The 12,042-nt window shown below is 62.6% G+C and carries 9 protein-coding genes and 2 pseudogenes; 5 read left to right on the top strand and 6 right to left on the bottom strand.

Translation table 11 applies throughout. The features are described 5' to 3' along the window. Positions 1-846, bottom strand: a pseudogene (locus tag ACGVKB_RS07560) (hypothetical protein); the annotation flags it as partial. Then, a complete protein-coding gene (locus ACGVKB_RS07555) occupies positions 846-2,078 on the bottom strand; it encodes a CCA tRNA nucleotidyltransferase (protein WP_392350729.1) in 1,233 nt (410 codons plus the stop codon). The pseudogene ACGVKB_RS07560 and the gene ACGVKB_RS07555, both read right to left, overlap by 1 nt. 45 nt (positions 2,079-2,123) lie before the next feature. On the opposite strand from ACGVKB_RS07555, the gene ACGVKB_RS07550 reads away from it, so the two are divergent. Together ACGVKB_RS07550 and ACGVKB_RS07545 are read left to right on the top strand one after the other, a co-directional pair. Further along, positions 2,124-3,110 carry an SIS domain-containing protein gene (locus ACGVKB_RS07550; protein ID WP_392350727.1) on the top strand — a complete coding sequence of 329 codons (987 nt, stop codon included), beginning with the start codon at positions 2,124-2,126 and terminating at the stop codon, positions 3,108-3,110. After that, positions 3,107-3,658, top strand: a complete 552-nt coding sequence (locus ACGVKB_RS07545; protein WP_392350725.1) for a KdsC family phosphatase — start codon at positions 3,107-3,109, stop codon at positions 3,656-3,658. Before ACGVKB_RS07550 ends, ACGVKB_RS07545 begins: the two co-directional genes overlap by 4 nt. Before the next feature lie 2 nt (positions 3,659-3,660). Here the strand turns inward: ACGVKB_RS07545 and katG are convergent, their stop codons facing one another. The 4 genes from katG to ACGVKB_RS07525 form a co-directional block, all read right to left on the bottom strand. Then, a complete protein-coding gene (gene katG, locus ACGVKB_RS07540; RefSeq protein WP_392350723.1) occupies positions 3,661-5,847 on the bottom strand; it encodes a catalase/peroxidase HPI in 2,187 nt (728 codons plus the stop codon). 71 nt (positions 5,848-5,918) lie between these two features. Then, positions 5,919-6,698, bottom strand: a complete 780-nt coding sequence (gene kdsB, locus ACGVKB_RS07535; RefSeq protein ID WP_392350721.1) for a 3-deoxy-manno-octulosonate cytidylyltransferase — start codon at positions 6,696-6,698, stop codon at positions 5,919-5,921. Continuing rightward, the gene (locus ACGVKB_RS07530; RefSeq protein ID WP_392350719.1) at positions 6,698-7,408 is read right to left on the bottom strand and encodes a glycosyltransferase; all 711 of its coding nucleotides are present in this window, start codon (positions 7,406-7,408) and stop codon (positions 6,698-6,700) included. The genes kdsB and ACGVKB_RS07530 overlap by 1 nt, the downstream gene beginning before the upstream one ends. A gap of 36 nt (positions 7,409-7,444) precedes the next feature. Further along, on the bottom strand, positions 7,445-9,829 hold the full coding sequence (locus ACGVKB_RS07525; protein WP_392350717.1) for a UvrD-helicase domain-containing protein: 2,385 nt from the start codon (positions 9,827-9,829) through the stop codon (positions 7,445-7,447). A 124-nt stretch (positions 9,830-9,953) separates the two neighbouring features. Between ACGVKB_RS07525 and ACGVKB_RS07520 the strand changes: the two genes are divergently transcribed. The 3 genes and pseudogenes from ACGVKB_RS07520 to ACGVKB_RS07510 all read left to right on the top strand — a co-directional run. Further along, positions 9,954-10,802 (top strand): sulfotransferase family protein, encoded by an 849-nt coding sequence (locus ACGVKB_RS07520; protein ID WP_392350715.1) that lies wholly within the window; start codon positions 9,954-9,956, stop codon positions 10,800-10,802. 45 nt (positions 10,803-10,847) lie between these two features. Continuing rightward, positions 10,848-11,696, top strand: a complete 849-nt coding sequence (gene kdsA / locus ACGVKB_RS07515) for a 3-deoxy-8-phosphooctulonate synthase (protein ID WP_392350713.1) — start codon at positions 10,848-10,850, stop codon at positions 11,694-11,696. 25 nt (positions 11,697-11,721) lie between these two features. Further along, a pseudogene (locus ACGVKB_RS07510) lies at positions 11,722-12,042 on the top strand (sulfotransferase family protein); the annotation flags it as partial.

The raw sequence follows: 12,042 nt of genomic DNA, 5'->3' as shown, positions 1-12,042 counted from the left end.
CACGGCGCTGCGATCGAGCAGCGCACGGTTCCCCCAACTCCAACCTTGCCGCCTCAGGGCCCAGACCAACGCCAGAAGCAGCGCCAGCTTGGGCAGCGGCCAGAGACCGATCGCCCGGGCAAGGGTGTCTTCGAGCAAAGCGAAGTCGGGCGAACCGATCCAGCTCCCGGCGCGATCACTGAATAAATAGTTCGAGGCATAACCGATCCAGGCCAGGGCCGGCAGCGACGCCAGGGCCGCCGCCGTGGCCGACGACCAGCGACGGTTCCAGCCATCCCAGGCCCCTGCGGCCAACGCCAAAAACAAGCCATAAAAATGGGTGAGTGAAGCCAGAGCCAGCACCACGCCGTACAGGCGATGTTGCTCACGACGGCGCCACCACCAGGCGAGGGCCACCAGCAGCACCAACAGCGCATAACTCTTGCCCTCGATCGCAAAACGAATCGGATACGGACTGCAGAACGCGAGGAGCAGGCCAATGGGCATGCAGCGCCAGGGATCACGACCGTGATCCCTGGCCAAGGCCCAGGTCTGGGCCAACATCACGGTTCCCCCACTCACATACGCCAACCAGGAGAACAACCGCAAGGTCACCGGTGTGGCCCCGAGCAGCCCTCCCCACAGCCAGAGCACGACGTAATACAGCGGTGGATGGGTGTCCTCCCGCAACATCGCGATCAGGGCGGACAGATCGGGCTGAAAACTCTTACCGACGCTGTAGAGCTCATCGCTCCAGAGCCCGGTGGCATCGATCAAGGCCAGCGCCCGCAGTGCAAAGACCAGCGCCAGAGCGAAACAGAGCGTCGTCCAGGACAGCAGACGCCCCTGAGAAAGTCGGACAGCCATCAGCGGAGATCCAGACATTGAAAACGGCGGCGCCGTAACTCCCCACCAAGCTCGGGGCCCGCAGTCCAACCCGCAGCCATCAGCTCCTTGGCGGTGACCGGGGACTGCACCGTCCGCCATCGGGCCCACCAACGCCACAACATCCGCCAATGGGGGTGGTTCAAACAGATCAGCAGCGCCACGGACTGCGCCGGCCAATCACCCTGCTCCAGGGCCTGGGTCCACACCGAAGGCGAGGCGGATGCCGGTGGAGCGTCATCCTGCAACCAGCGCTGCAGGGTCTCCAAGCCAGCCAGCCAGCGCTGCTGCTGACCAGGAATCTGCAAGCGCTGGGCGACCACAAGCGGCTGTGATGCAGCGGCGAGCCAAGCGGGCATCAACGGCAGACCAAGCCGCTGGGCCCGGCGCAGACGGCGGCGGCGCCGCGGGTCCAACTGAAGCCCCTCATCCACCAACGGCATGGCCCCCCAACACGACAACCGGTCGAAAGCCTCACCCCAGGGCTCATGGTTCAACAGGCGATCCAGTTCCATCCGCAAGCGTGTGGACAACGCCGGAGGCACCACACCTCCACCGTTCCAAGCCGGCCAAGGCCAGCTGGACAACGTGGTGGCCAGCTGTGTCCGACTGTCCGCGGACAGATCGAGCCCCAATCGTGCGCTGTAGCGGGCCGCACGGATCACACGCGTCGGATCATCCGCAACGCTGGCTGCATGCAAAAAAACCAAGGATCGGGCCTGCAATGCCGCCTGGCCGCCATGGGGATCGATCAACACATCGCTGATCAAGTCCAAGGCCATGGCATTGATGCTGAAATCACGCCGCACCAGATCACTGGCCAGGGTTCCAGGCCGCACGACCGGGTTCTCCGCCGGAGCGGGGTACGACTCTTGGCGGGCTCTGGCGAGATCAAGGCTGATCCCATCCAGGGTCAACGACACCGTTCCAAAGCTGTCATGCCATTGACTGCGTGACAGCCGCTGAGGCTCAAGCTGATCGGCCAGACACCCCACCAAGGCCTGCAGATCACCCTCAACCACCAGGTCCAAGTCGGGCACTCCCGACCAGGGAACCAGGCCGGAACGGTGCAACAACAGATCGCGGACCGTGCCGCCCACCAACGCGCAATGCACGGCCCCGGATGCCACGGCAGCCCGCCGAAGCGCCTCCAGCAGCCCAGCCGACACCCCCGGCAAAGACGCGAGCACAGCAACCAGGCCCGACGGCGGCATCGAAGGAGATACGGGACAATGGCTCGATCATCCCGGATCTAACGCTTGTCTGCTCTCACCCGCTGCCTGCAGGAGGAAGCCAACGCCATCGCTTCGGCGGCTGACCGCTTGAGCAGTGCCCAGGTGGAAGCTGCACTGCAACTGCTGGAACGCTGCGCCGACCGCAAGGCCAAGCTCGTGATCACCGGCGTGGGGAAAAGCGGGATCGTGGCCCGGAAAATCGCGGCAACGTTCTCCTCCATCGGGTTGATGGCGTTGTTCCTCAACCCCACCGATGCCCTGCATGGTGATCTGGGAGTGGTCGCTCCAGAAGACGTCTGCCTGCTGCTCTCCAACAGTGGTGAAACCACGGAGCTGCTGGAGGTGCTGCCCCACCTCACCCGCAGGGGAACCGGACGTATTGCCATCGTTGGACGGTCGGACTCCAGCTTGGCCCGCGGCAGTGACGTGGTGCTGGAAGCCGGCGTGGACCGCGAAGTCTGCCCACTGAACCTCGCACCGACTGCCAGCACCGCCGTTGCCATGGCCATCGGCGATGCTCTCGCAGCGGTTTGGATGGAACGACGGGGCATCTCCCCCGCCGACTTCGCCCTGAATCATCCGGCGGGATCCCTGGGCAAACAGCTCACGCTGACGGCGGCCGACCTGATGATTCCGGCCGGAAAACTGCATCCACTCGACACCACGACCCCGCTCCCGGAGGTGATCGGTGGTCTCACCCGCGATGGCATCGGCAGCGGCTGGGTGCAGCAACCGGATCAACCCGGTGCTCTCGCTGGATTGATCACCGACGGCGATCTGCGTCGGGCCCTGCAGCTGAATCGTGCCGACCACTGGATCAGCCTCACCGCCGCCGATCTGATGACCGCCGATCCGATCACGGTGCAAGGGGATGTACTGGTGGTGAAGGCCCTCGAGCAGATGGAGCACAACCGCCGCAAGCCGATCTCAGTCCTGCCGGTGGTGGACGCCAACAAGCAGCTGCTGGGGCTGTTGCGTCTCCATGACCTGATTCAGGCCGGCCTGGCATGAGCGGACTGCGATGGTGGCTGCTACGACGCCGACTGCGCCGTATCCGGCTTCTGGTGCTGGATGTGGATGGTGTCCTCACCGACGGCGGGCTCTGGTTTGATGCCGAGGGCCGTCTCAGCAAACGGTTTGACGTTCGCGATGGACTGGGCATCCGGCTGCTCCAGCAAGCCGGGCTGGAGATTGCCCTGTTGAGTGGCGGCCAAGGTGGGGCCACGGAAGTGCGGGCACGCCAACTCGGCATCCAGCATTGCCTGGTGGGCATCAAAGACAAACCCGACGCCCTTGGACACCTGCAACAACAGCTGGGCGTTGTGGCTGAAGAAACCGCCTTTGTGGGCGATGACCTCAATGATTTGGCCGTCCGCCCGGTGGTCGGGCTCCTCCTGGCACCATCCGATGCCTGCCGACCGGTGCGCCGGGGTGCCGATGCCGTCATGCAACGCAAGGGCGGGCACGGTGCTGTGCGCGAACTGGCTGAACGCCTCCTGGAAGCCCGTGGCGGCTGGACGGCCCTTCGCCGCCACGGCTGGCGCGATCGCAACGACTGACGTCAGGCCTCGAAACGGTCGAGGTTCATGACCTTCACCCAAGCCTTCACAAAATCAGCGATGAAGCGCTCAGCACCATCGTTCTGGGCATAAACCTCGACGATGGCGCGGAGCTGGCTGTTGGAGCCAAACACGAGATCAGCTCGGCTGGCCGTCCAACGTTGCGCCCCCGCACCATCACGACCGATGTAGCCCTCCAGGCCACTATTCAAGGGCTCCCAGTGAGTTGTCATGTCCAACAAATTGACGCAGAAATCGTTGCTGAGGACACCCACCCGCTCGGTCAACACACCCTGACGGTTGCCCGCCGTATTGGCCCCAAGCACCCGCAGACCAGCCAGCAGAACAGTCATCTCCGGTGCGCTGAGGGTGAGTTGCTGGGCCCGATCCACGAGCAGCTCCTCCGCGCGCAGCGCCAGACCTTTGCGCGTCCAGTTACGGAAACCATCCGCCTGCGGTTTGAGCACATTGAACGAGGCGGTGTCGGTGTGCTCCGGGCCAGCATCGGCGCGCCCGGGCCGGAACGGAACCTCCAGGGCAGACCCACCGTCGGCAGCAGCTTTCTCCACCGCGGCAGCACCGCCAAGAACGATCAGATCGGCCATGGACACCCGCTTGCCACCGCTCGCGCTGGCATGGAACTGCTCCTGCACCGCCGCCAACGCCGTCAGCACCCGATTGAGCTGCTCCGGATCATTAACCTCCCAGCCGCGCTGGGGCTGAAGACGCAACCGCCCGCCATTGGCTCCGCCACGGCGGTCTGAACCACGGAAACTGGAGGCGGCAGCCCAGGCCGTCGCCACCAGCGCACCAACCCCCACACCGGTCTCCAACAGCTGCCGCTTGAGCTGAGCGATGTCCGCCGCATCGATCAAGGGATGCGCCTGCACCGGCACGGGATCCTGCCAAAGCTGAACCTCTTCAGGCACATCAGCTCCGAGATAGAGAGCCCTCGGACCGAGATCGCGGTGCGTGAGTTTGAACCAGGCCCGGGCGAAGGCATCGGCAAAGGCCTGCGGGTCCTGATGGAACCGGCGGGCCACCGGTTCCATCACCGGATCGTGCCGGAGCGACAGATCAGCGGTGGTCATGATCGGTGCCGCCGATCGACCGGGCACATGGGCATCCGGAATCATGTGCTCCGGCTTGACATCCTTGGCGACCCACTGCCAGGCCCCCGCAGGGCTCTTGGTGAGCTCCCACTCGTAGCCAAACATCATCTCGAAGTAACCCTGATCCCAGCGGGTGGGATGGGGCTTCCATGCACCTTCGATACCGCTTGTGATCGTGTGCTCGCCCTTGCCGGTTTCGTAACGGTTCCGCCAACCCAGGCCCTGCTCCTGGAGATCCGCTCCTTCCGGTTCCGCCTCCAAGTGCGACGCAGCTGCCGCTCCATGGCACTTCCCGAAGGTATGGCCACCGGCCACCAACGCGACGGTCTCCTCCACCGTCATGCCCATCCGAGCAAAGGTGTCGCGCACATCGGGACCAGAGGCCACAGGATCTGGAGTGCCATGCGGGCCCTCTGGATTCACGTAGATCAAGCCCATCTCCACTGCGGCGAGCGGTTGATCGAGATCACCATCGGCACTGCGGCGCTCATCCCCCAGCCACGTGGTCTCCTTTCCCCAGAAGACATCCTCTTCTGGCTGCCAAATGTCGATGCGGCCGCCGGCGAAACCGAAGGTCCGAAAGCCCATCGACTCAAGGGCGACGGTGCCGCTCAAGATGATCAAATCGGCCCAGGAAATGGCGTTGCCGTATTTGCGCTTGAGGGGCCACAGCAGACGCCGCGCCTTATCCAAGTTGGTGTTGTCGGGCCAGCTGTTGAGTGGAGCAAAGCGTTGGTTGCCATGGCCGGCCCCCCCGCGCCCATCGGCGCTGCGATAGGTGCCGGCGCTGTGCCAGGCGAGACGGATAAACAGCGCGCCGTAATGCCCCCAATCCGCCGGCCACCAGTCCTGGGAGTCGGTCATCAAGGCCTTGAGATCCAGCTTCAGAGCGTCAAGATCCAGACCCAAGAAGGCCTTGGGGTAGTCGAAGTCCTCCCCCAAGGGATTGGAGGCCGGATGGTGCTGATGCAACAGCCCCAGATCGATCTGATTCGGCCACCACTGTTTGTTGCCGGTGCCTGCGGCGGGCGTCACTGCACCGACATGGCCACTAAACGGGCACTTGAGATCAGTCACAACACACCTTCCCGACAGGCGGAACAATCACCTTTTGACGGTATGCACGGCGGCCGAAGGCGACAACCGAATCAGACCATCGCCCGCGCCTGCTCCAACTGTTCGGCGGTATCCACCGAGAGCGAGGTGCCCTCCACTTCAAAGGTGGCGATGGTGTGGCCAGCTTCAATCAGGCGCAACTGCTCCAAGCGCTCCAGATCCTCCAGTGGAGATGCTGGAAGTTGGTCCCAGGCCGCCAGGACATCCCCACGGAAGCCGTACATGCCCACATGCCCCCAGTAGGGGGTGTGCCGGTGCCAGTCCGCCGGGTCAACATCCCGCACATGGGGAATCGCTGAACGGGAGAAATAGAGCGCCCGGCCATCGTGGGCCAGCAAGGTCTTGACCACATTGGGGTTGTGCACTGTCTCCGCCTGCAGGCGATAGACCGGTGTCACCACCGCAGGCACGGGGTCACGGCGACGGAACTCCGCCACCATCGCCTCGATCACCGCGGGGTCAATGAACGGCTGATCCCCCTGAACATTGATCACGGCGGTCTGCGCAGCCACCGGTGAAGCCCCGGCCCAGCCGAAGGCCATCAACTGTTCAGCCACCGAAGCGATCCGTTCACTGCCGGAACTGCAGCTGTCGGCCGTCATCAAAACCGGGAAGCCCCAACCCTCCGCCAACGTGCGCAGCTGATCACTATCCGTGCACAGCACCACGGCCTCCACACCACGGGCCTCACGACAGCGCTCCAGCACCCGCTGAATCATCGGCTTGCCACCGATCTCAGCCAGCACCTTGTTGGGCAGCCGTGACGACTGCAGACGGGCCGGGACCGCCACGACAGAGGTTGTGATCACCATCAATCCCAGAGCTTCATCGCGTCATCCCGGGCGCTGAACCATTCCGCCGCCAGCGGGCCGCCCATGGTGCGCTGTTCGCGGAACCAGGGGCCGCCAAGGGTCCAGTGGAGCATCGGGGACGACTCAAGGGGATCCGGGGGGGCCTGGACGTCAACCAGGTGATTCCAGCCACCCTCGATCGCTCCGATCTCATGGTCTCCCTCAAGCCAGTGGAAACGGTGCAATTCCAGACCGCTGGCGGTGTTGACGTAATCCACGGTCAGCCGCGTGCAACGGCTGCAGTTCAGCAGCATCAGCGAACTCCAGTTCTTCTTCGGGTAGGCGCTCTGCACCTCACCCAGAAATTTGACGGTCTGATCCGGCACATGGGCGTGTTGAACGCACATGGCGGCAAAGCCGTCATCGCGCTGCTCCCAGAGCCCCTTGATGTCCTGGCGACAAAGCATGTCGCAGTCCATGAAAATCGCCCAGCCCTGGTACCCCATCAGATGTGGCACCAGAAAGCGTGTGAAGGAGAACGCCGTGCTCTGCTTCGGATCGCGCTCGCGATGGAACAGTCCCTGCTGCTCGAGTTGCGGCGTCACCAAAGGGGTGATCGCCAGGGGAACGCTGCTGTGCTGGTAAAGGCTGTCAATCAGAACGTTGGTCGCCGCCCGCTCGCGGGGGTCGTAGCCGATGAAAATTGGAATCGGCTGAACAACGGCTGACACAGGCCAAGGGTGGCTGGGCTGGAGGTTAGTCGGTGCTCACTCCACGGGTTGAATCGGCGCCAGCCGCGGATCCAGGATTTTCGGGCCCATGCCAGCGAATTTCACAGCAATCGACACCTTCTCGCCACTGCCGAAGGTGTGGGTGATTTCGCCGACGCCGAAACTGGAATGGGACACCTTGTCACCAACGCTCCAGCTGCGTCCGGGTGCTGGGCCGGCCTGACGCCGTCGCACAGCATTGGCAGGCGCAGAGGACGGAGTATCGCGATCGACACGGGTGAGCCGGTCCAGTCGACGCTCCCGACGCAAGGCCGCTCCACCGCTCTGGGGAAGATCTCCCTGCACCAGAGCTTCCGGCAGCTCCGAGAGGAACACCGATGGAACCGCCGCTTCGCGCATCCCACCCCAGAGCCGGCGTTCACTGGCATGGGAGAGAAACAGACGCTCCTTGGCCCGCGTGATTCCCACGTAACAGAGGCGACGTTCCTCCTCGAGGGCCGCGGGATCATCCAGGGAGCGATAACTCGGGAACAGGCCCTGTTCGAGTCCAACGAGACAGACCACGGGGAACTCCAGTCCCTTGCTGCTGTGCAGGGTCATCAGGGTGACCCGATCCGCCGCGGTGTCCTTGCTGTCGGCATCACTGGAGAGGGCAGCCGACGCCAGGAAGCCCTCGAGGTTGCCCTCTTCGTTTTCCTCCTGATATTGCAGGCCGGCATTGACCAGCTCCTGAAGGTTGCGGCGACGTTCCTCCGCCTCATCGGTGCCATCGGCGATCAGTTCGCTGACATAACCGCTCTTCTCCATCACCTGCTGAATCAACTCCGACGGTGGGCTGTCGTTGATGCGTTCCTGGAGATCATTCACCAGCTCACAGAACTGCAGCAGCCCTTTGGCCGAACGACCGCCGAGTGATCGCACCGCTTCGGGGTCGCTCACCACATCCCAGAGGGGAATCCCCAGCTGGTTGGCAGCATCGGTGAGCCGCTGAATGGTTGTTTTACCGATGCCCCGCTTGGGCACATTGATCACCCGCAGCAGGCTGACCGTGTCCGCCGGATTCACCAGCAGGCGCAGATAGGCCAGCACATCTTTAATTTCACGCCGGTCGTAGAAGCGCAGGCCACCAACGACCAAGTAAGGGATGCCCCAGCGCACCAGCGACTCCTCAATCGCACGGGACTGGGCATTGGTGCGATACAGCACGGCCATATCCCCCCAGCTCAGCTCCGGGTTGGCCGCCTCCATCATCCGCAGCCGGTGCACCACCGCCTCGGCTTCAGCGATCTCGTCATCGCAGCGGGTGAGCGTGATCAGTTCCCCTTCACCACGGGTGGGGCGCAGCACCTTGTCGATCCGCTCGCTGTTGTTCGCGATCAGGGCATTGGCAGCCTCGAGGATCGTGGCGGTGGAGCGGTAGTTCTCCTCCAACTTCACCATCGTGCGGGTGGCGTCATCGGGCGCCTGATCGCCGAAGTCGTCCTGGAATCCCATCAGGATCGTGAAGTCAGCGGCGCGGAAGCTGTAGATGCTCTGGTCGGCATCACCCACCACAAACACCGAACGGCCCGCCCAGTTGTCGTAATCCTGCGGATCGCGACCATCGGTCACCAGCAGCTTGATCAGGTCGTACTGCGTGCGATTGGTGTCCTGGTATTCGTCGACCAGGACATGCCGGAAGCGCCGGTGCCAATAGGAACGGACCTGCTCGTTCTGTTGGAGCAACTGAACGGGAAGCAGGAGTAGGTCGTCGAAATCGAGCGCGTTATTGGCCGCAAGGGCCTTGCGGTAACGCCGGTACACATCGGCTGTGAGCTTGCCGCGTTGCCCCTCGGCATTGGCCTCGAGCTGATCGGGCAGCCAACCCTGGTTCTTGGCATTGCTGATGGCCCAGCGCACCTTCTTGGGTTCGAAGCGCTTGGGATCCAGCTGCAGCTCCTGGGTCACGATCTCCTTGACCAGGCTCTGCGCATCAGCCTCGTCGTAGATCGAGAACTGCTTGGTCCAACTCAGCCCTTCAGCGTCCTTGAACTTGTCGATGTCGTAGCGGAGCAAACGGGCGAACAGGGCGTGGAACGTCCCGATCCACAGCTCCTTGCTGACCTCGCGGTAGATGCGAGAACGCAGCTGCCGCTGCTCCACCGCCGGCAACGTGCTCCAGGGCTGGCCGTACTGACTCTGGGCCAGACGCTGGGCCAGGAGCAGCTCCAAGCGCTCCTTCATCTCCCGAGCCGCCTTGTTGGTGAACGTCACCGCCAGGATCTGGGCCGGATCGGCACCGTGCTCACCGATCAGATGGGCGATGCGATGGGTCAGCGCACGGGTTTTGCCGCTGCCGGCACCCGCCACCACCAGCAGGGGCCCTTCGTGGTGATCCACCGCCCTGCGCTGGGCGTCGTTGAGGCCGGCCAGAAAGCTCATGGGCCGAACGTTAAGGCGGAGAACCTCTTGAACGGCATCAAACACTCAGCGAAGACCCTGACAGATTCCACCGGCAGGAAGCGGCAACTGCGGACAAATGACCCAACAGAACAGCAGATAAACTTTGCAAAAAAGCCGGCAAGACCTTTTGCAATTCTCACGAGTCAAACATCTTGCGAAGAAAGAAGGCCGCGAACTGTATGCCCTACTCAACCTAGCGATCGCGCAAAAAACCACACGAATTCGCAGGGAAAACATTAGCCGTGTCGTTTTTTATCCTGACTACAATATCGCCTTCAATCGAATCGGAAAAAGCGGAAATTCGTCCGTCATCTTTTACCTCCGCGAAGCCATCAATCCCCCCACAAGCAGACAAGAAACCTACAAAGAAGGAAAACGTGCGGCCATGAAGATTGGCAAAAGCTTGATCGAGCTTTCAAGACATCGCGGCGAGCTCTCAAGACTCGACAAAATCTCCTTCTTCACCGTTGTCCGCAACCCCTGGACACGCACGCTGTCTGCCTTCCTGGACAAGATTGCAAATGGGCCCGAGGAAAAATACGGATCCATTCCGGGCTTTGGAAAGAACAGCAGGGAAGGCTTTGCAGCCTTCGTGTCGTTTCTTGGAGATGGAGGGTTGCATGCCAACCACCATTGGAAGCCCCAGAAAGATGTGCTGTTGCTCCCTGCCGCACACTTCAAAAGCATCTGCCGACTCGAGCACCTGGCGAGTGAACTTCCCCAGGCCCTATCCGCAACTGGACTCACCCTGCCGACGTCAGATCACTTGCAGCAACCCCACCGCATCGAAAGCGACGATCCCGGCAAAATCACCAATGCATCCAGTCGGCTCGCGAAGTACTACTCCCCGGAGACCCTGGATGCGATTGCGAACCTCTACGCCGGGGATTTTGCGCTCGGGCGCTACAGCTGTGACCCACGCAGTATCGGCCTGTCCACAGCAACCTTTTGAAGGAACACGGGTAGGCTCTCGCGATCTCCGAAGACGGTCGAGAACGTGGCGCAACAGATTCAGGTGAGCGGGCTCACCATCGCCAACCATCGACCGTTCACACTGCTGGGAGGGGTCAATGTTCTCGAAGACCTTGACTTTGCTCTGCGTTGCTCCGCGCACTACAAGGACGTCTGCGGACGACTGAACATTCCCTTGGTGTTCAAGGCCTCCTATGACAAGGCCAACCGCTCCTCCATCCACTCATTTCGCGGCCCTGGCCTCGAGGACGGACTGGCGATCCTTCAGGCGGTGAAGGACACCCACGGCATTCCGGTGATCACCGACGTCCACAGCCCTGAGGAGGCGGTAGCTGCCGCGAAGGTGGCTGACATCATTCAGCTCCCGGCGTTCTTGGCCCGACAAACCGATCTGGTGCGGGCAATGGCGGAAACGGGTGCCGTGATCAACATCAAAAAGCCTCAGTTCCTCAGCCCGGAGCAGATGCGCAACATCGTCGACAAATTCCGCGAATGCGGCAACGACCAGCTGCTGATCTGCGAACGCGGCACCAACTTCGGCTACGACAACCTGGTGGTGGACATGCTCGGGTTCGGCGTGATGAAGCGCACCTGCGACGAGCTGCCCCTGATCTTTGACGTCACCCATGCCCTGCAATGCCGCGACCCCGGTGGCGCTGCCTCCGGGGGGCGCCGGACCCAGGTGGTTGATCTGGCTCGTTCCGGGATGGCCGTCGGACTGGCTGGCCTCTTTCTGGAGGCGCACCCCAATCCAGCCGAAGCTCGCTGCGACGGCCCCAGCGCCCTGCCACTGGACCAGCTCGAACCCTTCCTCACCCAGGTCAAAGCCATCGATGATCTAGTGAAAAAGATGCCCACCCTTCAGATCAGCTGATGACCGTCCTTGCCACAAGAGACCCTTGACCGCTGACCCCGTTTTTCTGCTCGGAGTGGGTGCCCAAAAGGCCGGAACCTCCTGGCTCCATGATCAGCTCAACCGCCGAGATGACGCCAACTTCGGATTCTGCAAGGAGTATCACGTCTTCGATGCGCTGACCCTTGAAGCCTTCTCTCGCTACCGGCCTCAAAACCCTGCGCCATGGCAATGGCGGACCTGGCGCCGCCAACGGTTCTTTGCTGAACCCAACCGCTATTTCGATTATTTTGCCGGCCTGCTGAGGCGATCGGGATGCCGACTCAGCGGTGATATCACTCCGTCCTATGCCTGCCTGAAGCCGGAC

The sequence above is a fragment of the Parasynechococcus sp. genome, assembly GCF_042954325.1.
Classification (GTDB): Bacteria; Cyanobacteriota; Cyanobacteriia; order PCC-6307; family Cyanobiaceae; genus Parasynechococcus.
The sequence above is the reverse complement of the archived record's forward strand: the minus strand, read 5'-3'. Positions and strand labels throughout refer to the sequence as shown.

Coding starts and splice junctions, on each gene's coding strand:
- ACGVKB_RS07555 (WP_392350729.1), bottom strand. CDS start 2,078: ATGCCGCCGTCGGGCCTGGTTGCTGTGCTCGCGTCTTTGCCGGGGGTG.
- ACGVKB_RS07545 (WP_392350725.1), top strand. CDS start 3,107: ATGAGCGGACTGCGATGGTGGCTGCTACGACGCCGACTGCGCCGTATC.
- kdsB (WP_392350721.1), bottom strand. CDS start 6,698: ATGGTGATCACAACCTCTGTCGTGGCGGTCCCGGCCCGTCTGCAGTCG.
- ACGVKB_RS07525 (WP_392350717.1), bottom strand. CDS start 9,829: ATGAGCTTTCTGGCCGGCCTCAACGACGCCCAGCGCAGGGCGGTGGAT.